The sequence below is a fragment of the Leadbetterella byssophila DSM 17132 genome (assembly GCF_000166395.1).
Classification (GTDB): Bacteria; Bacteroidota; Bacteroidia; order Cytophagales; family Spirosomataceae; genus Leadbetterella; species Leadbetterella byssophila.
On record NC_014655.1, the window covers coordinates 1,524,087 to 1,547,677 of the forward strand.

Below are 23,591 nucleotides of genomic sequence, written 5' to 3' on the forward strand. Positions count from 1 at the left end.
AGTCTATAAATAATTACATTTGTCATATAAACAAATGTAACTATGAAGACGAAACCACTCATTTTCCTACTGCTTTTTAGTATTTCAAGCGCTTTTGCCCAAAAAATATCCGTCGTTGAGGGAAGTTTCAAGAACTTACAAGGGCTCTCAAAAGTCAATGTAGTGTTTCATTATGACCATCTTAAGTTAATGAAGGAAAACAAATCAGAGGCTGAGTATGTGAAAGAAAGAACCGCAGAACTTAACGGAAAATCACCCGGCTCAGGTGACACTTGGGCAAAACGATGGGAAGGGGCAAAAACATCCATTTGGGAGCCAAACTTCATGGATCTTCTTAACAAAACACTCACTGCTAAAAAAGGAGTAACTTTTACACAAGAAGGATCTGCTCCTATTACTTTGCACGTGGACGCCGACTGGATTTATCCGGGCTGGGATGCGGGTGTAATGAAACAACCGGCCAAGGTTACCACCACCCTAACTTTTAAGGAAGGAAATAAAGTTTTACTCAAGATCAAAAGTGAAAATGCACCCGGAGACCAATGGGGAAGTAATTTCAGCAATGAGTCCCGTATAGGCGAGGGTTTTGAAAAAACAGCCAAAACCCTTGGAAACCGAGTAATTAAAGAGGCATTCTAATATTCCTCCGGACTACCCCCGTTTTGAATAAGATAGGCCATACTCTTGATTACCCTATCATGTTTCATAACGAAGGGGTTGTCCTCATTCCAGACATACCCGGCAAGAACCGAACATATTTTCTTTTTTACATCCGGATTTTCAGGACGATGAAAGAACAAGGTTTGTAAGTTTCCGGTATACCATTCCTTAACGTAGGTTGAGAATACCCTCACCCCTCTTTTCATATAATCCGAATATTCCTTTTCCCAATCAACAGCCTGTCCGCCTTGCTCTTTCAAGAATAACTTGGCAGATAAAAGTCCAGACTCTGTAGCAAAACAAACGCCGGATGAAAAAACCGGATCTAAGAATTCTGCACTATTCCCGGTGAGAACAAAGCCCGGACCATAGTTTTGCTTCACCGCGCAAGAATAATCTTGTATCTTATGCGGTTTAAACAGGAATTCAGTGTGTAAATATCTTTCTCGGTAATAGTCAGACCTATTTATTACTTCTCGAAGAGCCACCTCCGTATCTTCCGGGAGACTATTGATATACTTTGTAGGCCCTACCACTCCTATACTGGTATTACCATTAGAGAATGGAATAACCCAGAGCCATACCTGAGTTTCAAGAATATCAAAGGAAATCAAGGTACCTTCTCCCCCGCTCACTCTCCTTTCGTCTTTAACATGAGTAAAGATGGCTGAGTTTTCCGTAACGTCAGAAGGTTTATCTAGATTTAAGAGACGTGGTAACACGCGCCCGTAACCACTGGAGTCTATTATGAATTTAGCTTCTATTTGATAGGCTTCTCCTTCCTTATTCTTTACAGTAGTCAAGGAATCCGTGCCCTTGAATTCCACATTAGTCACTTCTGTTTCAAAGCAAACTTCTACCCCCTGACGCTGAACCTCTTCTGCCAGGGTCATGTCAAAGTCTGCTCTCGGTGCTTGCCAGGTCCAATCCCAGCCATCACCAAACTTCACACTGAAGTCAAAAAAACAGATGTCTTCCCCTCTAATAAAACGAGCACCCGGCTTAATCTCAAATTTCTTAGCTTTCAAAGCTTCGAGCAAACCGGCTTCTTCATAGTGCTCCATAGAGCGCGGCAGAAAGCTTTCTCCTATCACAAAACGAGGAAATCTGGCTTTCTCAACCACCTTTACTTTCACTCCGTTTTTATTCAGATAGGCGGATGCCACACATCCCGAAGGACCTGCGCCAATGACTAACACATCTACCGCTTCCTTTTTCATAAATAGATTGGTATATAATAAGTAAGAATTATACTATCTTTGCTGCCTCAAAAATAGGAATATAAAATTCAAAGACAAAAAATAAATAGGTTCAAAAAAAGACGCATTTAACCCTCGACAATTGATGACCTCAGAAAAGCATTATTTAAATCTAAACCACTTTAAATCAGTAGTTTACAAAAAGACATTTGTAGAAGTTGATGAATCCGTAATTGCAAAAGTTGAAAAGAGTTTTGCCTTCCTTTCTGACTTCTCCAGTCATAGCGTATTGTATGGCGTCAATACTGGGTTTGGACCTATGGCACAATATAGAGTTCCCGACAAAGACAGAGCCCAATTACAGTACAATTTGATCCGCTCTCATGCCAATGGAACCGGGCAGCCTTTAGCGCCGGAGTTTGTTAGAGCAGCAATCCTAGCCCGATTAAATACTATGTCTTTGGGCAATTCGGGGGTGAACACTTCTGTTTTGTTTTTGATGCGTGAATTATTGAACCGTGATATCATTCCCTTGATCTTTGAACATGGAGGGGTAGGTGCTAGCGGAGATTTAGTACAATTGGCCCATCTGGCACTAGTCCTTATCGGTGAAGGTGAAGTATTTTACAAAGGTGAAAGGAAAAACACTGCAGAGGTCTTTGAAATGGAAGGCTTAAAGCCTATTGATATAAAGATCAGAGAAGGACTGGCTTTGATCAATGGTACTTCTGTGATGTCAGGAATAGGAATAGTAAACCTTTTCCGAGCAGAAAATCTCCTGGATTGGTCTGTTCAATTATCCTGCACCATCAATGAATTGATGAAAGCCTATGATGACCACCTTTCTGCACCTCTGAATGAAGCTAAACTGCATTCAGGTCAAAGGGCAATCGCGGAAAAGATGAGAAATCTTTTGAGTGATAGCCAATTAACCAGAAAGAGACAAGATCATCTTTATACAGGAGAAAATAAAGAGGAAGTATTCAAAGAAAAGGTTCAGGAATATTATTCTATTCGCTGCGTACCTCAAATTTTAGGGCCAGTTGCAGATACCCTAAAGTTTAGTAGCGAAGTACTAGAGAACGAAATAAATTCGGCGAATGATAACCCTATAGTGGATGTTGACACCGAACACGTTTACCATGGCGGTAATTTCCACGGAGATTATGTGGCCTTGGAAATGGATAAATTGAAGATCGTAATAACTAAATTAACCATGCTGGCAGAACGTCAATTGAATTTTCTTTTGAACCCGGCATTGAACGGAATCTTGCCTCCATTTGTAAATTTAGCTACATTAGGATTTAATTTCGGAATGCAAGGTTTACAGTTTACGGCTACTTCCACTACGGCGGAAAGTCAGACACTGTCAAATCCAATGTATATACATAGTATTCCAAACAATAACGATAACCAGGATATAGTAAGCATGGGTACAAATGCAGCCCTATTAGCTGTAAAGGTGATAGAAAACGCCTATCAGGTATTAAGCATTGAAGCTATCACTGTATGTCAAGCCATAGATGCTTTAGGTGTTTTGGAACAAGTGTCCACCAGCACAAGGCAGATGTATCAAAAAATCAGAAGTGTGGTACCTACATACGTAGAAGACAGACCAATGTACACTGCCATTCAAGAAGTTAAGAACCTATTATTAAACGGATTATGATCAAATGGGCCATTGTAACAGGTGGATCTAGAGGGATAGGGAGAGCCATATGCAGGAAATTAGCAGAAGAAACCCCTTATAAGCTACTCATCAACTATCATTCTAACCATGCTGCCGCAGAGGAAACCCTTGCGGAGGTAAAAGCGCTTGGAGGTGATGGAGAAGTGATCAAATTCGATGTTGCGGACAAACATAGCACCCTCAATGCTCTAGAATCCTGGCAAAAGGATCACCCAGATGCCATTATGGAAGTGGTGGTCAATAATGCAGGAATCACAAGAGATGGCCTATTCATGTGGATGAATTCCAATGACTGGAACGAGGTGATCCAAACTAGCTTAAATGGATTTTACCACGTTACAAACTTCTTCATCCAAGGTCTGCTTCGTAACAAATACGGAAGAATTGTGAACATCACCAGCGTATCAGGTTTGAAAGGAACGGCTGGACAAGTCAACTATTCAGCCGCCAAGGGAGCCATAGTAGCTGCCACAAAAGCGCTTGCCCAAGAAGTAGCTAAAAGGAATATTACCGTAAATGCAGTGGCTCCCGGGTTTATTCGTTCAGACATGACCGGTGAACTTAATGAAGCTGAACTTAAAAAGTTGATACCTTTAGGACGCTTTGGCGAAGCTGAAGAAGTAGCTGAACTGGTAAACTTTTTAGTATCTAAAAAATCTTCATACATTACAGGTGAAATCATCAACATAAACGGAGGAATCTATTCATAATATGCGTAGACGAGTAGTCATAACGGGCATGGGAATTTATTCCAGTATTGGAATAAGTCTTGATGAAGTGAAGGAATCGCTATATAGCGGTCGCTCCGGCATTGTGATAGATCCCGAAAGACAAGAGTATGGTTTCAAATCTGCCTTAACCGGAGCAGTGCCGAAACCTAATCTGAAAAATATGCTGACTCGCCGACAAAGAATCAGCATGGGTGAAGAATCAGAATATGCTTACTTAGCTACTGTCCAAGCTTTTGAACAAGCTAGAATCACTGAGGATTTTTTGGAAGCTAACGAAGTAGGTCTATTATACGGTAATGATAGTGTTTCCAAATCCATAATTGAGGCTACAGATATTTTAAGAGAGAAGAGGGACACTGCATTAATAGGATCTGGTGCCATTTTCAAAAGCATGAACTCCACGGTAAATATGAACCTCTCTACTATCTTTAAAATGAGAGGGATCAACCTGACCGTAAGTGCCGCATGTGCCAGTGGGTCACATGCCATAGGATTAGGATTTCACCTTATCCAATCTGGACTTCAGGACACTATAGTTTGCGGTGGAGCACAGGAAATCAATAAATACGCCATGAGTAGCTTTGATGCCTTAGGAGTATTTTCCACTTATCATGAAGATCCTTCTAAAGCTTCACGTCCTTTTGATAGGAAAAGAGATGGACTAATACCAAGTGGAGGTGCCGCAACCGTAGTATTAGAAGAATACGAAAGTGCCGTAAAAAGAGGTGCCCCCATAATAGCTGAAGTTTTAGGGTATGGATTCTCCTCAAACGGAGGTCACATTTCTACCCCTAATGTAGAAGGTCCGGCAACAGCCATGAAAAGAGCCGTGGAACAAGCCGGGATAAAAGCTACTGAGGTAGATTACATCAACGCTCACGCCACTTCCACTCCATTAGGAGATTCAAACGAAGCGGAAGCCATCTTCCAGATCTTTGGAGAAAGGAATCCATATGTTTCTTCCACCAAGTCCATGACAGGTCACGAGTGCTGGATGGCAGGGGCTAGTGAGATTATATACTCCATTTTGATGATGCAAAATAACTTCATCGCTCCTAACATCAATTTTGAGGAACCGGACGAAGTTTCTGCTAAATTAAATATTGCGAAAAATACCATAAACGAAAAAATTGACATATTTTTGTCGAACTCGTTCGGTTTTGGGGGAACGAATTCCGCTTTAGTGGTAAAAAAAATATGACGAAGGAAGAAATAATAGAAATAACGAACGGTTTTCTATCAGAAGAATTTGAAGTAGATATTGACACCCTCCGGCCTGAGGCCATTTTAAAAGATACTTTAGGTCTGGATAGTTTGGACTATGTAGACTTGGTGGTTACCGTACAGTCCCACTTCGGAGTAAAGTTGGGAGAAGCTGACTTTGTTGGCATTTCAACATTTGAAGACTTTTATCGCCTTATTGAAAGAAAAATTGCCCAATGAACACTTGGGACGGGAAATCAAAAGGAACGGTTCTAGGTTATAAGATATTTGTTAGTATTATCAGAAAAGCGGGAGTTAAGCCCGCTTATTTGCTTTTGTTCTTTGTAGCATCCTACTACTTTCTCTTCCTAGACAATCAATCCATATATTATTACTTCAGAAAGCGCTTAGGTTATTCTGCATGGAAGGCTCGTGCTGCAGTCTTTAAGTCCTATTTTACTTTTGGTCAAACCATCATCGATAAAGTGGCTATTTCAGCAGGACTAAGGGATCAATTCACCTATGAATTTGATGGAGTTGAACTTCTAAAAGAAACCCTCGCTGCTAAGAAAGGTGCCGTTCTCATCTCCGCTCATATGGGTAACTTTGAAATAGCAGAATACTTCTTCTCCGAAATAGACCTAGACTTCCAAATCAATTTAGTAACTATAGATCAAGAAGATACCGCTATTAAGGCCTACCTGGAAAGTATAAAAAAACCATCCGTAAAGCTGATATTGATCAAAGAAGACATGTCACATATCTTCGAAATCAATGAAGCTTTGTCGAAGAATGAGGTAGTATGCTTTACCGGAGATAGGTACGTGCAGGGAAGTAAATTTCTAGAAGACGAATTATTAGGAGAGACGGCTCGGTTTCCGGCAGGGCCATTTATGATTGCTTCCCGACTAGGCGTTCCTGTCATTTACGTGTACGTAATGAAAGAAGATAACCTCCACTATCATCTATATGCAAGAGAAGCAAAAGTCAAACATAGAGACGCTAAAGGACTTTTGAGATCTTATACTGACCATTTGCAGCAAATGATAGAAAAATATCCACTACAATGGTTCAATTATTTTGATTTTTGGTCGAAGGATTAATTCGAATTTCTCGAGTCTCGCAGTATCTTTGTAATCTTACGAATTACTAGATTGCGAGAACCCTCTTCATATCGTTGGTGTGTTATTGTACCCACATACAATAACGAACGGACTCTGGCTAATATTCTGGAGCGCATTCTCGTATATACTCATGAGGTTATAGTGATAAATGACGGTTCCACAGACCGCACAAGGGAGATTCTTCAAAATTTCCCGCAGATCACCGTACTCCACCAAGAAAAGAACTCAGGAAAAGGAGCTGCATTAAGAAAAGGATTCACCTATGCCCTAGAAAATGGATATGAATATGCTATAACCATTGATTCTGACGGACAGCATTTCCCTGAAGATATCCCTAACTTCCTACAAAGACTGGAAGAAAAAGGTGAACCTGTCTTGTTGATTGGGGCAAGAAACATGAGTCAAGAAGGTATTCCACGCAGATCCAGTTTTGGAAACAAGTTCTCGAATTTCTGGTTCTGGTTCGAAACAGGCATACGACTAGAAGACACCCAGTCCGGCTTCCGTCTATACCCTCTTTCAGAAATGCCTAAGAAATACTATACGCCCAAGTTTGAATTCGAAATTGAAAGTATAGTACGTTCAGCATGGAAGGGTATCCCTGTAGAAAATATCCCGGTTCAGGTTCATTACCAAGACCGTGTATCTCATTTTAGACCGGTGAGAGACTTTGCTAGAATTAGTGTTCTAAATACCATTTTAGTTACATGTACACTGCTCTACATTAAGCCTAGAGACTTTTTCCGGAACTTAAAAAAAAAAGAACTTAAGCAATTCATAAAAGAGGAGATATTAGAAAGCTCAGCCCCTCCACATGTTAAGGCACTATCCATGGCATTAGGAGTTTTCTGGGGAATAGTTCCATTATGGGGATTCCAAACCCTAGGAGTTATAGGTTCGGCGTACGCACTGAGATTAAACAAGATGATTGCCTTTGGTTTTTCTAATATCAGCTTACCACCCTTTATTCCGATTATTATTTTAGCATCCATAAAGTTGGGAACCTGGCTGATCACAGGGCCTGAAGTAAATGAAGGCACACTAGAAATAGAAAAACATTTAGTTCAATATATAGTAGGGGGATCCGTTTTAGCCCTAGTTATGAGTTCTATAACAGGTATACTGGGATATATCTTCTTCCGCTCCAAAGTTCATGCATAAGCTCTTTTTATATCTGTATTCCAAAATTCAGAAAAGAAAGTCCTTAGTGGTCTTACTGGGCCTACTGTACCTTATCACCGGAGTTATTGTTTTTACCAGAATTAACTTTAATGAAGACATTACCCGACTGATTCCCAAATCAGAAAAAGGAGATCAAACCACTGAAATACTTGAAAACCTTCAGTTTTCCGACAAGATCACCATCCTCATATCCGGAGGAGAGGATAAGCAAGGAGCTGCGGATGCCATAATAGATAGTTTGGTTCAATATCCTTCTTATGTAAAAAATATCCAGGGCCGATTTACAGAAGAAAACTTTGAAGAAACCTACGCAAAGATCCAAAGTCAACTCCCCTTTTTCCTAGATCAAGAGGATTATGAAGATCTAGCTCAAAAGCTTCAACCGGACTCCATAAAAAATCTAGCCCGACAAAACTTTGAAGCCTTAACTACCAGTTTTCTGCCTGCACACTTACTCATGTCTGATCCTTTAGGAATGACTTATAAAGGATTAAACAAACTAAGAAAACTTGCTGCAGGAGAAGAATTCACCTTAACAGATGGCTACCTGAGCACCCAAAACGGGGAAATGCTCATACTATTTGTCGATCCTGTCTTTTCAGGCTCAGAAACCAAAGAAAACACCAAATTTGTTGAGAGCTTAGATCGAATTCAGGAGGAAGTAGCTGCTTCATTTTCCGTAAAAGTTGACATGTATGGAGCAGCTATCATTGCGGTAGCAAATGCAAAACAAATCAAGAGAGACATCTTGACTACTGTACTGATCTCTTTTACAGCTTTAATGCTGATTTTAATCCTGTATTACCGTAAAGTGCAGCTTCCACTTATCCTATTCATACCTTCTCTATTTGGAGTAATAACAGCCATACTTTTGCTTTGGATAATCAAAGACAGCATTTCAGCCATTTCCTTAAGTATCGGAGCTATTCTTTTGGGAGTAACTGTAGATTACGCTTTACATATCTTAACGCATTACAAAGAAAGTGAAAGCATAGAGGAATTATACAGAGATATTACTCGACCCTTGATAATGAGTAGTTCCACCACTGCTTTGGCATTTCTATGTCTCCTTTTTGTAAATTCCGAAGCACTAAAAGATCTGGGTATCTTTGCAGCCATAGCTGTTATCGCCTCTGCCCTATTCTCACTGATTATCATTCCTCATTTATATCACCCTATAAAGCAGGAAAAACCTACACTTTTAGACCAATTAGCACGATTCCCCTTTGAAAAGAGCAAGGCACTTATAAGCATCTGTGTGATATTCATAGTCATTAGTTTCTTCACTTTCCATAAGGTGGGATTTAATCAGGATATATCTCAATTGAACTATATTCCTGAAGACATCAAAAAGACGGAGCAATTACTAGATAGTACCACAAATTTAAACTCCAAATCCTTATATCTGGTCAGCTATGCAGAAAACCTGGACAGCGCTCTGTTTGCAGCTAATCAATTAAAGGAATTGTGGAAAGAACTGCCCATTATTGAAGCTTCTAATCCTACAGATGTGGTATTAAGTGAAAGCCAAAAGAAAATTCGCCTTCAAAGGTGGAAGGAATTTTGGACAGCAGAACGCAAAAATAACTTAAGGACTCACTTAAACTCCGCTGGACAGGAAGTAGGTCTAAGCCCTACCGCTTATGATCAATTCTATGAACTCTTAGACACTGAATTTGACCTTAATCAAGCACACGATTGGGGAATAGATGTGGTAGGAAAAGGGGGAAAATACTACCATATAACTACCCAAATAAAAATTGATGAATCCCATCGGGAAGAAATAATAAAGAAAATTAATGGTATTAATAACACATTGCTTATTGATAGGCAGGAGTTGAATGAATCCTTCCTAGGGCATTTAAAAGATGATTTCAATCGCTTGATCAATCTATCCTTTCTAGCGGTAATTCTCATTCTTTGGATCTTTTTCAAACGCCTGGAACTGGTTTTGATAGCGAGTATACCCATAGGTCTTACGGCATGGGTTACCGGTGGCCTGATGGGAGCATTTGGAATAGAATTAAATATCTTTAGTTCTATTGTTTGCACCCTAATTTTTGGTCATGGCGTGGACTTCAGCATCTTTATGACTGCAGCATTACAAAAGGAATACAGCTATGGAAAACCGGTAATGCCACAGTATAGAATTTCAGTATTATTAGCTGTTCTTACCACCATACTAGCTATAGGGGCTTTGATATTCGCCAAACATCCAGCCTTGATTTCCATTTCCGCAGTTTCACTTGTGGGTGTATTTGCAGCGGTCCTCATAACCTTTGTCTTTTACCCTATACTCTTCAAACTGTTTATAACCCTGAGACCTTCCAAAGGTTTTCCTCCATTCAAGCTAGTTCATCTACTTTTTTCTTCCATCTCCTTCCTCTATTTCGGAATAGGCTCCTTCCTTTTGAGTCTGCTAACTTTTGTATTTCCGGACAAATGGAGAGGAGTTATTTCAAAGTTTCTAGGATCTGTCATCCAGTCCTATCCCTTAATGAAGCATACTAACATCATAGGTAAACCTATGACACCTAGCATCTGGATAGCTAATCACAGTTCATTCCTAGACATTTTAAGTTTGAATGCCGTAGATCCTAAGACTATCTTTTTAGTGAGCGACTGGGTGTATGAGAGTCCCTTGTTCGGTAGAGGTGTACAAAAACTTGGCTTCTACCCTGTCTCAAAAGGCTTGGATAAAGGATTAGAGAGCTTACAACAAAAAGTAGCTGAAGGATATTCCTTAGTCATCTTCCCGGAAGGTACTCGTTCTACTGATAACTCCATCAAAAGATTCCATAAGGGTGCATTTTATTTGTCGGAAAAATTCAATTTACCTATTCAACCCGTTTTGATACATGGAGCCTCTGAAGCTCTACCGAAGGGAGAATTCCAAATCAGAGGTTACGGATTAACTTTAAAGTTCCTCTCTCCTATTTTGCCAAATGATCTATCCTACGGAACTGAAGTTAAGGACAGGACAAAAAACATTTCCATATACTTCAAAAAACAAAATCATGAACTGAGGAAAGAGCTAGAAGGACCGGAATATTTCAAAGAAATGATTCTGGAATGCTTCCTTTATAAAGAACCTGAAATCATAAAAGAAGTAAAGAAAAACCTTTCCCAGAAGATGAAAGCTATTCACTCTCTTGAGATTCAGGACAAAACGAGGATTCTACATATAGGGAATGATTTTGGAGAAACTGACCTGTTATTAAAGCTCCACTTCCCCACTACTAAAGTAGACTCGTATATCCAAGCGGAAAGTAGGCGAGATGTAGCTAAAAATTTGTATCTTAAGAGAAACATAACGTACTTAGAGGAGATGTCAGCAAACCATGATCTGCTCATCATCAGTGATGGTGTGAAGGTGCCTGAAAGTTTTAAGGCTCAATTCCCTACATGTTATGAAGTATTTTGATGTTATCATCATTGGTTCGGGATTAGGAGGCCTTACCTCTGCACTAATCCTAGCGAAAGAAGGTAAAAAGGTACTGGTTCTGGAAAAAAATAACCAATTTGGAGGCTGTCTCCAGACCTTTGCCAGAGATAAAACCATCCTTGATACCGGAGTTCATTATATTGGAGGTTTAGCAAAAGGTCAAAATCTGAATACCCTCTTCCAATACTTAGGAATACTTGAAGACCTGCCCTTAAAACAACTCGATCAAGAGAAATTCGACCTGATATCCTTTGAAAATGATCCTGTGGAATATCCTCATGCACAAGGGAGTAAGCGGTTTATTGAGGAATTATCAAAATACTTCCCTTCCTACACTTCTCAAATTCAAGCCTACATCCAAAAGGTGGAAGAAACCTGTGCAGCTTTCCCTTTATACCATCTGGATTCAAATACAGGATATGATTTAAATGTACTTCAAAAAAGTATCCGTGAAGTAATGGAGGAAACCGTTTCGCACGAAAAACTTAGAGAGGTATTATTAGGATCTAATTTCCTCTATGCCGGCAATTATAATGACACACCCTTTTATGTCCATGCACTTTCTGTAAATTCCTACATTCAAAGCGCCTGGAGAGTAATTAGAGGAGGAAGCCAGATTACGCGACTGCTTATTCGGCAATTAAAAGCTCATGGAGGAGAAGTAAAAAAGCACCAGGAGGTTTCTGAACTTTTGGTACAAGACCAAAAGATCTATGGGGTTAAAACTACGACTGGAGAAGAATTCTTTTCCGAAATAGTGATCTCCAATGTGGATTTAAAGAATACTTTACAACTAAGTCCACACTTCAAGAAGTCCTTTAAACAAAGGGTAGATAAATGGAATCCGGGAATGGGTGCCTTTTCCATGTATTTGATCTTCAAGCCGGGGACATTCCCCTATAAGAATTTTAATTTCTACCATCATCTTCTGCCGGTAACAGAGGGCTTGGAGTACACGGAAGAAAATTGGCCTCCATGTTATATGGCCTCCATGGGCCTATCGAAAGAAACGGAAGAATTTGCGGCGTCTATGAGTTGTATGACCTACATGCGATATTCCGAAGTAGAAAAATGGAAAAACACGTTTCATACCGTACATTCCGGAGGCGAGAGAGGTACTGAGTATGAAGAGTTCAAAAAAGAGAAGGCGGAAAGATTTCTGAGTGTGATAGAAAGGAAATTCCCCGGTATAAGAGAATGTATTCACAGTGTCTATACGTCTACTCCCCTGTCCTATAGAGATTATATAGGAGGACAAAAGGGAAACATGTACGGATATGAAAAGAGCAGTTCTGACCCTATGCTGACTATGGTAAGTCCAAAGTCAAAGATTGAAGGCCTCTATTTTACAGGACAAACGGTCAATATGCACGGCATTTTGGGCGTAAGTCTTGGTGCAATTTCAACATGTGCGGAAATCTTAGATCGGAAAGAACTTTTGCACAAGATCCGAAATGAAGCGTAGTATATATCTTTTGCTATTTATTTTACAAAGCTGCGCTACGGCGAAGCTATCCAGATATCACCGTGACCTACCTCAGATACAGAAATTTCATTCTAACCAAACAGACAAAGCCTACATCCAAAAAAGTGAATATGGAATTTGGGAATTATATGCCGAAGGCAATCCATTGGAAAGAGGCTTGCATCAAGGTGCTATAACGGATAGTATATACCGTTATCAAGAGGAAGTTTTCTTCCAAAAAGTACAGGAGTTAGTACCGAGCAAAACGCGGCAATGGATATTGAGAAAGTTCCTCAGTTGGTACAACAGAAAACTCCCCAAGCACATTATAGACGAATACAAAGAAGAAATATATGGCATCGCTCAATATTCTTCAGCTGAATATAATTATATAGCTCCCCCCTTTCCTCGTGCTATGTATTTACACGCTGCTCATGACATAGGTCATGCTTTACAAGATTTGGCATTAGTAGGCTGTACTTCATTTGCTTCTCGAAATGAGGAAGGCGAATTACTTCTGGGAAGAAACTTCGATTTTTACGCGGGAGATGAATTTGCCAAAAACAAAATATTGTCATTCATCAAGCCAGAGAAAGGATATGCCTATGCTTCTTATGCTTGGCCAGGCATGGTGGGGGTAGTATCAGGGATGAATGAGGAAGGACTAACCATAACCCTAAATGCCGGAAAATCTAACATTCCTCTAAAAGCCAAGACCCCGGTCTCACTTTTGGCAAAGGAAATATTACAATATGCCTCAAACCATCAAGAGGCTCTAGAAATCGCTAGGAAAAGAAAACTCTTTGTGTCAGAAAGTTTGATGATAGGGTCCCTGAAGGATAACGATGTCATTTTGTTAGAAATCTCTCCCAAAAGAATGAGTATTTACAGAGTGGAACAAAGCCAAACTCTACTTTGTACTAATCATTTTCAAAGTAAGACATTCCTTAAAGATAGACGGAATAAAAGACAGATAGAAGAAAGCCATAGTTTGCATAGATATGAGCGACTACAAGAATTAATTACCCCTTCAATGACGGTAGAGAAGGCCGCCCATATCTTAAGAGATAGAGGAGATAAGCTTGGTAACGGAAATGACAAAGCCATTAACCACTTATTGGCACATCATGCAGTCATATTCGAACCTGGCAAGAAACGCATTTGGGTATCTACTCCTCCTTATAACCTGGGAACCTTTTTGGCTTATGATTTAGAAGAAGTTTTTTCAAAGAAAGAAGTAGTGGTGAAAACCCGTATTTCTGCAGACCCCTTCCTTTTCAGTGAAGCATATGCCGAGTATGAGGAGTACAGAAAAACAAGCAAAATCATAGAAAATGCCATTAGAACTTCAGTTCTACTAGAAAAAACCTTTTTTGATGCGTATATTGCATTAAATCCTGAACTTTGGCATGTCTACTATCTGGTTGGACAATATTACGAAGCACGTAATGACAAAGTTACAGCAAGGCATTATTACACCACTGCCTTGGAAAAGGAGTTGCCTTCGCTGAAAATAGAAAAGGAAATCAAGAAGAGATTATGAAAGTTGAGTTTTGGAGCAAAGAAAAGATTGCTGCGTTTCAAGAAATAAAATTAAAAGAGACGTTAAATTATGTAAATGAAAACTCTGCCTTTTACAAAAGACAGTTTAAAGACTTTGACTTAAATAGCATCAATGCACTTACAGACCTCCAAAAATTACCTTTTACAACTAAAGAGGATCTTCAGCAATACAATTCAGATTTTTTGTGCGTACCACTTAACAAGGTGGTAGACTATGCCACTACTTCCGGCACATCTGGTACCCCAGTTAGTTTTGCCTTGACTGATTCAGACCTGGAAAGAATAGGATACAATGAAGCTGAGTCCTTGAAATGCTCTGGCATTGAAAAAGGAGATGTTGTCCAACTGATGACTACCATCGACAGGCAGTTTATGGCGGGTTTAGCCTATTTTCTGGGACTAAGAAAATTAGGGGCAACGGTAATTCGAGTGGGTGCAGGCATTCCGGAATTACAGTGGGATGCGATCTTAAGATATAAACCTGCCTATTTGATCACTGTGCCTTCCTTCCTTATAAAGATGATTGACTATGCAGAGAATGTAGGAATCGACTATAAGAATTGTGGAATAAAAGGAGCAGTGTGTATAGGAGAGCCTTTAAGACAACAAGATTTTTCACCTAATAATATAACTTCCCGTATATTATCTCGATGGGATCTTAAATTATACTCCACCTATGCATCCACAGAAATGAGCACTGCTTTTGCCGAATGCTCCGCCATGCAAGGGGGACATCACCTACCCGAATTGATCATAGTGGAGATAATTGATGAGAATGGAAATCTCATTACTGACGGTTCTCCCGGAGAATTAGTGGTTACTACCCTAGGCGTAGAAGCTATGCCGTTGGTGAGATTCAAGACCGGAGATATCGTACAAGGGCACGAAGAAGAATGTACTTGCGGCAGAACCACCTTAAGATTAGGACCGGTGATTGGAAGAAAACAGCAAATGATAAAATATAAGGGGACTACTTTATACCCTCCTGCCATGAATAACCTATTGAATGGCTTTGACCAGATTCAAAACCATTTGATTGAAATTTCTACCAATGAATTGGGTACGGATGAGATAACATTGTATTTAGCGGTACAATCACCCACTGATGAATTCCTAACACAAATTAGAGACCACTTCAGAGCCAAGTTAAGAGTAAGTCCGCGTATTGAATTCCTACCCCTAGAGGCCTTGAATGAAAAAGTTTTCTTACCAAAAAGTCGGAAACCAAGGCAGTTCATAGACTTGAGGTAATGTTTCTACATTAGTTTATATCCTAATAATTATTCATTCGTCTTAAAAAAGATCAATTCGATCTCAAAAAATAGCTATTTCACTACGAAATAGCTATTTTTTCTAGTAATCTTCCACATTTGCACACCAACTTTTGTTATAACAAACAAACCAATTTACAAGTTTATAGTTTTAAGACGGAATGAGAACAAAGTGCTTTTTAAGTACTGCTTTGATGCTAGTAACCATTTCAGTATACGCTCAAACAAAACCATAAGAATTTATTTTAGGAACCTACCCTTCTACATCTACAAAGCAATATTCCACTACCGGGTTCCAACTCTCTGCAGGCTCTACAAGCTATGGAAGTAATAAAACGTATACCATGGTTTATGGAAAACAAAATGCTAATACCGCAGGATACAACAGAATTGTAAAGACTTTTTACCATTGAAGGCTTCACTTATTCTTTGACAAAGGCTGTTCCTGGAAACAAACCATTTAAACAAGTTATCATTAACAGAATAGGCACTAATCCGATTAATAAGCTAACTGCCTTATTTGAATCTGTAAGTCCTCCTAGTGGATCAAATAACACGACTATCTACCTTGCTCCTGATTATGTAGATACCATGGATGATCTCATCAACAGTTATGTGATCAATAGAGGAGCAGATAACTTATAAACCGATATACAAAAGATGCCACTTGGAATAACACTGTAAGAGTTGCCATGCTTCTAGATGCCCCTGTTCAAGATCCATCCTTAAAATCAGATAGGGGAAAGTCCGGTTTCCTATTAATGGAACGAGGAGGAAACGACACCTTTAAAGCTGCTGCAATTATTGGTTTTGATGGCTCAGGTAAACCAAACAAATTCGGAAATATCATTACGGTTTCAAACGATAAATGGGGGAAAACGGGACATACCATGAAATCAGTGGTGGTGCAAAAGAATCCAACTGACACAGAATTAAAACCTAGCCAAAGCATAGACAATCAAGACATTTCAGGTGTATTCTGAATTTAGAAGACCTTTCACCTGCGGTAGATGGACTAGGGGCTCCCATAACTATCTATGGTGTTAGTATCATTGATTCAGAGGCTACCTCCCCTACTAACTTCCCCACTACTGGGAAACAAAACGCAAACGGCCTCGATTTCATGGCAGGTGGAGGTTTCTTTACCAGAGCTATCCTTATCAAAGGAACGGTATGGAACGACTCTAATAACGATGCCATTAACAACGAGGGACAATCTTCAGGAACCAATAATGGTGGGACCTTATGGGCAAACCTAGTAGGCCCTGATGGAAAAGTAATAAGTTCAATAGATGTAAAATCTGAGGGAACTTATACATTATATATTGGCGAAACTCAAAAAGCTTCAGGAGATTACAAAATTATCCTAAGCAACAGCGAAAAATTTGAAGGAGATGACCTTTCTATTGGGGATCCTTTAGAAAATGCGTATCATTATTCAGGTACAAACTTTAAAGGTAATCCTGATGCTAAAAACCAAAATGGCGTATTAAATATTGGACCTTTAGCTTCACAATCTGACGACATAAATGGTGTTGACTTTGGAATCAGTATGACCATAACTCCGGTCACGTTAGTAGATTTCACTGTTGGACAAGAAGAAAACAAGGTAAATCTTCAGTGGATTACAACTTCTGAAACTAACAATGCAGGATTTGAAGTGGAATACAGCGAAGACGGTAGAAACTGGACTACTCTAGGATATGTAAAAGCCTCTACTATCGACGAAAATTCGGAAGAACGTAATGTTTACAGCTTCATGCACCAAAATCCGGTGTTCGGTCAAAACTATTACAGACTTAAACAAATTGACCACGATGGCACTTTTGCCTACTCACCTATACGTGCTTTAAAAGTCAGCATCAGCCATTTACTGGTTTGGCCAAACCCTTCTTCTGGTCACATCAAGGTAGGTGTTTCAGACGCTCAAGCTTCACAGATCAAATCCATGAAAGTGGTGGACATGAGTGGAAGAATACTTAAAGAAGCCCCAACTTATATAGAAAATTGGGATATTTCTGATCTGAAATCAGATGCTTTCTATATTCTAAGAGTGGATTACAAAAACAATTTCAGCGAGCAGATCCGTATCTATAAAAGATAATATTCTGTGACACATACGTGATCGCTAACTAATAAGAAAGGCAAAGTTCATTTCCAAGAAAAAAAGCGGGAATGGACTTTGTCTTTTTTTTAAAGATCTATTCATTGAGCACAATCAGGGGCTACCGTAATTTCTGCGATAGAAAGAAATCCTCCAATACCTAGCCTGCTGAAGGGGTAACTTTCAACAAAAAATCCAATTGTAAAACTTGGCGGTTTTCAAGGATCCCTTGAAGATTAGCGTTCTTTTGCTTTCCTCCTACTTTTTCACTTCTAAGATCTGTAATTTGACACTGCTAGCTGGACTTTGCTCAATGTTTTGATACTCATCCTTGTTTGGTTACGTCTTACATTTATGCTCTAGCCACTGAATTTATTATAACTTCTTATAAAACTGAAGAAGAAGCTCTTAGATAAAACATCTATGCAAAATTTGGAATATACTCTACCATAAGAAGGGTTCTCATAATACTGAAAAGTGAGAGTATATTCTTTAGTAAAAGCTAAAATCCGCGACTAACTAATTGTAAGCACTAAAAAATATCACCCATTTCTGTGACCTGCCTTAATCACATTCGTCATAATCATGTAGGTATTCCCATTAATTATCTACCAATACTTGACTTTTTTCTATAAATAAGTTATTTTCATCTACTATATCTAGCAAAAAGAACAGATTTAAATCACTCAAATAATTAAAAAACTTGGAATTTCACTAAAACTTAAATATGAGAACGAAATATTACCACTTCTTTCTACTGCTGATATCATTTTGCAGTATGGCGCAGACCAAGCCTCAGAATTTTGTCTTGGGCAGTTATCCCGCTCAAAGTACCACCCAGTATACAGTCCCTGGATTTCTGTCTAGTAACAGCGGACACAACTACGGGTCGGGAGGAAACTATACTTTAAACTATGGTAAAAAGGACGCTTCTGAAAATGGCTTAAACAGGATCGTTAAGACCTTCAACGTGGAAGGTTATACCTATACCTTAACCAAGGCCGTTCCCGGAGCCAAACCGTTCAAAAAAGTGCTTTTAGAAAGATTTGGAAATAATCCACCGAATAAATTAACAGCACTTTTCGAATCAGTTGCACCTCCAAATGCAGCAGCGTCCGCAACCATTTATTTAATGCCCGATTATGTGGATAGTATGGAAGATCTTATCAATAGCTATGTGATCAACAGAGGTACAGATAACCTATTAAATCGCTATACTGCAGATAATACATGGAATAACATAGTAAGGGTAGATATGCTCTTAGAAACCTCTGTGGTTATCCCCTCTAATCAGGGCGACCGAGAAAAATCAGGATTTCTCCTTATGGAGAGAGGAGGAAATGATACCTTTAAAGCCGCGGCCATCACTGGCGTAGATTCAGATGGAAATCCTACTGCATTTGGAAATATAATTACAGTTCAAACAAATAAATGGGGTGAGACTGGCCATAATATGTGGTCTGTAGTTGTACAAAAAGATCCCAGTGACACCCAAATGCGTCCTAGCCAAAGAATTACTTCCCAACCCATAGCTGGAGTATTTATTAATTTAGCGGACCTAGGAGTATCACAAGGAGAACCCATATATGGAATTAGTATAATTGACTCTGAAGCCACTTCTCCTACCACATTCCCTTCAAATCCAGCCCAAAATGCTAATGGCCTCGATTTCATGGCTGGAGGAGGATTCTTCACTAAAGCTATCCTGATCAAAGGAACTGTATGGATAGACAAGGATGAGGATGCTATCAAGAATGACGGCTCAGGATCAGGAACAAATAACGGGAATACGCTATGGGCTAACTTAGTTGGACCAGACGATAAAGTAATTAGTTCCATAGAAGTAGATGCGAATGGGGATTTTACTCTATTTGTTGCCGAAACTCAAAGAGTGGCTGGAACATATAAAGTAATCTTAACTAACAGCGAAAGATATGAAGGAGAGACACTGACTAATTCTGATGTTTTAGAAAATGGATTTTACCATACGGGTACCAATTTCCAAGGAACCGCTAATACAGCCGATAAAAATGGTATAATAGAAATCGGTTCTCTTGAGACCCGGACAGAAGACATGGAGGGTATAGACTTCGGTATCAACCGAGTAATCACTCCTGTAACCTTAGTTGATTTCTATGCAAACCAAGAAGAAAATCACGTAAACCTTCAATGGACCACCACTTCTGAAACCAATAATGCAGGTTTTGAGGTGCAGTTCAGTGAAGACGGTAAAAACTGGAATACCTTAGGTTTTGTAAAAGCTTCTACGATAGACGGAAATTCGGAAGATCGTAATGTATACAGCTTCATGAATCTAAGTCCTGTTTTTGGTCAAAACTATTATAGACTTAAACAAATAGACCATGATGGCACCTTTGCCTACTCGCCTATTCGTGCATTAAAAGTTAGTATCAGCCATTTACTGGTTTGGCCAAACCCTTCATCTGGCCACATCAAAGTAGCCGTTTCAGACGCTCAAGCCTCTCAAATCAAATCCATGAAAGTGGTAGATATGAGCGGAAGAATACTTAAGGAAGCCCCTTCCTATCTAGAAAACTGGGATATTTCTGACCTAAAATCAGATGCGTTCTATATTCTGAGGGTTGACTACAAAAACAATTTCAGTGAGCAGATCCGTATCTACAAAAGATAATCTTCTGTAACACAAACGAGATAGTAATCTTCTATCTTCCATTCCAGAAAGACAAAGTTCTTTTCCCAGCCCTTAAAGCGGGATTGGACTTTGTCTTTTTCTATTGATATGTCGGTTAGAAAATTCAAAGGCTTGCTATCACTCAATTTAAAAACCGCCTCCTTAATACACCATTCTTTCGTCAACTTTTCAGGATCCCTTTCTTCAGAAAACAGTTGGGCAGCCTTTGTAATCTTATCTGGCAAGACTTGTTGAACATCAATTCCCGCTTCCGGTCCACCTATGTACAAAGCGGCCAACTCCCCATTGTGAGAAATGGACACGGGCCTGCCATCCTTCAAAAAAGGCTTTCCCTTTGCATCATAATATAAATCTTGATCAGCGTAAGAGGCAAATTCTAATAAGTGGCGTATAGCAAGAAAACACGCCTTGTGAGCTTCATTCTTCATTCCCCCAAGCCTTTCTAAAGACTTAGGACTTAGACTAGGAGAAAGTGGCTCTTTAACCTCCCAAAGGAACAATGTCCCATCTTTCCCTATTGATTCTTGAAGAATTAAAGGCATGAAATCATTTTAGTAAATAGAAGGCTCAATTGAGGCTCTGCCTTAGCCGCTGCGGCCAGAATATGGGATAGTTCTGCTTTCACCAAGGTCTCCGGTATACAAAGATCAGTTATTACTGAAACGGCAAAAACGGGTATGCCTAATTGAACAGCAAGAATCACCTCAGGAACCGTACTCATTCCTACAGCATCAGCACCTAAGTTCCTTAATAATCTGTATTCTGCTTTAGTCTCTAACTGTGGACCAGGAACCGCTACATACACACCTTCTTTAAGCGTGGAAATCTTATTGTCCTCCGCCACCCTTTTAGCTAGCTGTATCAGATCATGATTATAGGGCTCAATCATGTCCGGAAACCTATCACCTGAAGTATGCTTGCCACGTAATGGATTATCCGGCAAGAAAAGGGAAATATGATCATTCAAGATCATCAAATCCGAAACCTTAAAGTCCGGATTCAGACCTCCTGCAGCATTGGAAATGAAAAGCTTTTGTATCCCAAGCTCCTTCATAAAGCGGATAGGGTAGGTAATCTCTTTCATACTATACCCTTCATAGTAATGAAAGCGCCCCTGCATACAAACTACCTTTTTACCCCCTAACATACCAAATATTAATTGACCGGAATGGGATTCTACAGTAGACTGCACGAAACCTGGAATTTCTTTATAAGGAATAGTATATTCTACTTCAACATCCTTAATCAGGCCGGATAAACCTGTGCCTAAAACTATGCCGATTTCCGGCTTGAAATCGTACATTTTCATTTCTGATTTAAATAACCTTCCACAAAGGTTTTTAATGGCCCATTGGGCAAATGAGCCACTTCTATACTAACAAATTCTCTATCCTCTTCTACCTTTTCCTTATACTTCAGCACCTTTGGAGATTGCTCCTGAATACTCAAACGAATGGTTCTGATCTCAATGTTCTTAGCATCCTTCTTCACCGCCTCTTCTAACAAACTAATCCCCTGCTTAGCCCATTTCTTTTTTTCCTCCACACCTTTTGCAAACTTGGCATGTATCACCATGGCTGCCCCTTTATAGGCTTGGTGCAGAGCTTTGTCACTTAATTTAGCAGTACTTTCCAAAAAGGCTACAGAAGCTTTAGAGGACTGATTTGCAGCTATAAACTCCTTTCTCAATTGAGCTATATCCTGCCCAAAAGCAGTTATACTAATAAAAATAAGCAGCAAAATCTTTTTCATACTTGCGCAAAGGTATTGTTCATCTTTAAAGCAACAGTCTCATCAAATTTTGTGGTATTCTTTACCTTAACGTTTCCATTACTGTCCCTACTTACATCAAATTCTAGCTCTAGTTGAGGATGAGTCAGAGGATTTATCAATGCCATAAATTTCACATTACTAGCATGAATCATTCTTAATTTTGAACCTGTAATATCTTCACTTAACTCTTTAACGATCTGCATCATACACGCCCCAGGAGTAACAGGATTACCAGGGAAATGACCATTGAAGATATCGTGCTCCTTGTTTAAGGCTATGGTTATTAAATATTTTCCTTCTGAGGTCTCTACTTTTGATACCAATCGATAGAAACCTTTCTCTTGTAACATGCTCATTTTGCAAAATAATAAAACATTCCGGCTTGAAATGCTAAAAAGGAGTTTTCTCCCCATAAAAATAACTCTGATGAACGGGGAAGAGTATGTGAACCGTTATATAAATCTCTCGTTCCTCTTCGCACACGAGCCTCGAAGCCTAATTTTGGACTCAGCTTGACTTCGATACCCAAATTAACAGCCAAATCCCATTGTTTCCTTAAAGCCGGATGATTTGAAACTTCCTGCTCCCATCCTGGACCTACCAAAATCCCAAATGCAGGATGAAAAGAAAACTTATTCATGATATTTAAGTAAACGTAATCTGCAACAATTCCCTTTTCATTCACAACTCCCACACGGGGAACTTCGTAAGAAATATCACCCTTTGCTCCTACTCTTAGAAACCCCATTTCCGGTTGCAAGGTATATATACCACCCGACTTAAAATTCCCTACCACACCGGCATAAAATCCGGTATGTGCCGAAAAGTCTGTCTGGGTTAGATTACTTACAGCGACTCCCCCTCTTAAACCTGCCATTTGGGCTTGTGCCTGTATAGCTACGAATAACAAGATTAAAATTCTCATAAGGTATAGTTTAATCCCAGTTGGAAGACCAAATGCGTATTCATATTAAAAATTACTCCTGTGCTTTTGAAGGTTTCGTACTCTGTAATCTGATCTCTTAAGCCCTTTTTGAATCGAAGTTCCAGACCTAGACCTACAGGCGATTTGTACTCTGCTCCAATGGTAAATACAGGATCAAAACCTCCTCTATAAGGCTTTTTCACCACAATAGCTTGATCCAAAACATGTCCCAGTATTAATCGAAATGAAGGTGTAAAACCGAATTTTCCTAAAATACCATAACCTAAATACTGAATTTCAGGATTCTCGCCTACTTTATCAGAAGATCCAACGGAATAAATCTCTCCCTTAGAAACTTGTTTTGAATAGGTAAATTCAGGCTGTAAGTAGAAGCGACTTCCTAAGGGAATTTCAGCATAAACTCCACCATAATATCCTGAACCAAAACTATAGTATGTCCTACTAATAGTCGTAGCATTATAGCCTCCTCTAAATCCAAGACCTAGAGAACTTTGGCCCCAAGCATAGGTTGAGCTAAGTAACAAAATCCAAAAGAGCAATCTTACCACAGCTATAAAGAGT

At 39.4% G+C, this 23,591-nt stretch carries 22 protein-coding genes; 15 read left to right on the forward strand and 7 right to left on the reverse strand.

The window, feature by feature from the left end:
* Positions 1-42 precede the first annotated feature (42 nt).
* Positions 43-639, forward strand: a complete 597-nt coding sequence (locus LBYS_RS07320) for a hypothetical protein (protein ID WP_013408234.1) — start codon at positions 43-45, stop codon at positions 637-639.
* Here the strand turns inward: LBYS_RS07320 and LBYS_RS07325 are convergent.
* Complete coding sequence (locus LBYS_RS07325; protein ID WP_013408235.1) at positions 636-1,880, reverse strand: NAD(P)/FAD-dependent oxidoreductase; 1,245 nt, start codon at positions 1,878-1,880, stop codon at positions 636-638. The genes LBYS_RS07320 and LBYS_RS07325 overlap by 4 nt on opposite strands.
* Positions 1,881-2,004: 124 nt before the next feature.
* Between LBYS_RS07325 and flxA the strand changes: the two genes are divergently transcribed.
* From flxA to LBYS_RS07395, 14 genes are all read left to right on the forward strand, one after another.
* Positions 2,005-3,528 carry a flexirubin biosynthesis tyrosine ammonia-lyase FlxA gene (gene flxA, locus LBYS_RS07330; protein WP_013408236.1) on the forward strand — a complete coding sequence of 508 codons (1,524 nt, stop codon included), beginning with the start codon at positions 2,005-2,007 and terminating at the stop codon, positions 3,526-3,528.
* Complete coding sequence (gene flxB / locus LBYS_RS07335) at positions 3,525-4,259, forward strand: flexirubin biosynthesis SDR family reductase FlxB (protein ID WP_013408237.1); 735 nt, start codon at positions 3,525-3,527, stop codon at positions 4,257-4,259. The genes flxA and flxB overlap by 4 nt, the downstream gene beginning before the upstream one ends.
* Position 4,260: 1 nt before the next feature.
* The gene (locus LBYS_RS07340) at positions 4,261-5,481 is read left to right on the forward strand and encodes a beta-ketoacyl-[acyl-carrier-protein] synthase family protein (protein ID WP_013408238.1); all 1,221 of its coding nucleotides are present in this window, start codon (positions 4,261-4,263) and stop codon (positions 5,479-5,481) included.
* Entirely contained in the window at positions 5,478-5,723 is a 246-nt protein-coding gene (locus LBYS_RS07345) for an acyl carrier protein (RefSeq protein ID WP_013408239.1), read from the forward strand. The genes LBYS_RS07340 and LBYS_RS07345 overlap by 4 nt, the downstream gene beginning before the upstream one ends.
* A complete protein-coding gene (locus LBYS_RS07350; RefSeq protein ID WP_013408240.1) occupies positions 5,720-6,586 on the forward strand; it encodes a lysophospholipid acyltransferase family protein in 867 nt (288 codons plus the stop codon). Before LBYS_RS07345 ends, LBYS_RS07350 begins: the two co-directional genes overlap by 4 nt.
* Positions 6,587-6,637: 51 nt before the next feature.
* Complete coding sequence (locus LBYS_RS07355) at positions 6,638-7,768, forward strand: DUF2062 domain-containing protein (protein WP_013408241.1); 1,131 nt, start codon at positions 6,638-6,640, stop codon at positions 7,766-7,768.
* On the forward strand, positions 7,761-11,213 hold the full coding sequence (locus LBYS_RS07360) for an MMPL family transporter (protein ID WP_013408242.1): 3,453 nt from the start codon (positions 7,761-7,763) through the stop codon (positions 11,211-11,213). Before LBYS_RS07355 ends, LBYS_RS07360 begins: the two co-directional genes overlap by 8 nt.
* Positions 11,200-12,699, forward strand: coding sequence for a phytoene desaturase family protein (locus tag LBYS_RS07365; RefSeq protein WP_013408243.1), 1,500 nt, complete (start codon positions 11,200-11,202; stop codon positions 12,697-12,699). Before LBYS_RS07360 ends, LBYS_RS07365 begins: the two co-directional genes overlap by 14 nt.
* Positions 12,689-14,242, forward strand: coding sequence for an acyl-CoA--6-aminopenicillanic acid acyl-transferase (locus LBYS_RS07370; RefSeq protein ID WP_013408244.1), 1,554 nt, complete (start codon positions 12,689-12,691; stop codon positions 14,240-14,242). Before LBYS_RS07365 ends, LBYS_RS07370 begins: the two co-directional genes overlap by 11 nt.
* Positions 14,239-15,513, forward strand: coding sequence for a flexirubin biosynthesis putative acyl-CoA ligase FlxY (gene flxY / locus LBYS_RS07375; RefSeq protein ID WP_013408245.1), 1,275 nt, complete (start codon positions 14,239-14,241; stop codon positions 15,511-15,513). The genes LBYS_RS07370 and flxY overlap by 4 nt, the downstream gene beginning before the upstream one ends.
* A 449-nt stretch (positions 15,514-15,962) precedes the next feature.
* The gene (locus LBYS_RS07380; RefSeq protein WP_041823491.1) at positions 15,963-16,178 is read left to right on the forward strand and encodes a hypothetical protein; all 216 of its coding nucleotides are present in this window, start codon (positions 15,963-15,965) and stop codon (positions 16,176-16,178) included.
* A gap of 47 nt (positions 16,179-16,225) precedes the next feature.
* Positions 16,226-16,516, forward strand: coding sequence for a hypothetical protein (locus tag LBYS_RS07385; RefSeq protein WP_041823493.1), 291 nt, complete (start codon positions 16,226-16,228; stop codon positions 16,514-16,516).
* A gap of 140 nt (positions 16,517-16,656) precedes the next feature.
* Positions 16,657-17,637 carry a T9SS type A sorting domain-containing protein gene (locus tag LBYS_RS07390; RefSeq protein WP_013408246.1) on the forward strand — a complete coding sequence of 327 codons (981 nt, stop codon included), beginning with the start codon at positions 16,657-16,659 and terminating at the stop codon, positions 17,635-17,637.
* A 727-nt stretch (positions 17,638-18,364) separates the two neighbouring features.
* The gene (locus tag LBYS_RS07395) at positions 18,365-20,290 is read left to right on the forward strand and encodes a T9SS type A sorting domain-containing protein (RefSeq protein ID WP_013408247.1); all 1,926 of its coding nucleotides are present in this window, start codon (positions 18,365-18,367) and stop codon (positions 20,288-20,290) included.
* On the opposite strand, the gene LBYS_RS07400 is transcribed toward LBYS_RS07395, so the two are convergent.
* Genes LBYS_RS07400 through LBYS_RS07425 form a run of 6 tightly spaced genes read right to left on the reverse strand, consistent with a single transcriptional unit; the run spans position 20,278 to position 23,578 of the window.
* A complete protein-coding gene (locus LBYS_RS07400) occupies positions 20,278-20,853 on the reverse strand; it encodes a 4'-phosphopantetheinyl transferase family protein (RefSeq protein ID WP_013408248.1) in 576 nt (191 codons plus the stop codon). The genes LBYS_RS07395 and LBYS_RS07400 overlap by 13 nt on opposite strands.
* Positions 20,844-21,614: a purine-nucleoside phosphorylase gene (locus LBYS_RS07405; RefSeq protein WP_013408249.1), complete on the reverse strand. Its 771-nt coding sequence runs from the start codon at positions 21,612-21,614 to the stop codon at positions 20,844-20,846. Before LBYS_RS07405 ends, LBYS_RS07400 begins: the two co-directional genes overlap by 10 nt.
* A gap of 2 nt (positions 21,615-21,616) precedes the next feature.
* A complete protein-coding gene (locus tag LBYS_RS07410; protein WP_013408250.1) occupies positions 21,617-22,063 on the reverse strand; it encodes a hypothetical protein in 447 nt (148 codons plus the stop codon).
* On the reverse strand, positions 22,060-22,440 hold the full coding sequence (locus LBYS_RS07415) for an ApeI family dehydratase (protein WP_222836545.1): 381 nt from the start codon (positions 22,438-22,440) through the stop codon (positions 22,060-22,062). The genes LBYS_RS07410 and LBYS_RS07415 overlap by 4 nt, the downstream gene beginning before the upstream one ends.
* On the reverse strand, positions 22,437-23,009 hold the full coding sequence (locus tag LBYS_RS07420; RefSeq protein ID WP_013408252.1) for an outer membrane beta-barrel protein: 573 nt from the start codon (positions 23,007-23,009) through the stop codon (positions 22,437-22,439). Before LBYS_RS07420 ends, LBYS_RS07415 begins: the two co-directional genes overlap by 4 nt.
* Positions 23,006-23,578 (reverse strand): outer membrane beta-barrel protein, encoded by a 573-nt coding sequence (locus LBYS_RS07425; protein ID WP_013408253.1) that lies wholly within the window; start codon positions 23,576-23,578, stop codon positions 23,006-23,008. The genes LBYS_RS07420 and LBYS_RS07425 overlap by 4 nt, the downstream gene beginning before the upstream one ends.
* Positions 23,579-23,591 lie beyond the last annotated feature (13 nt).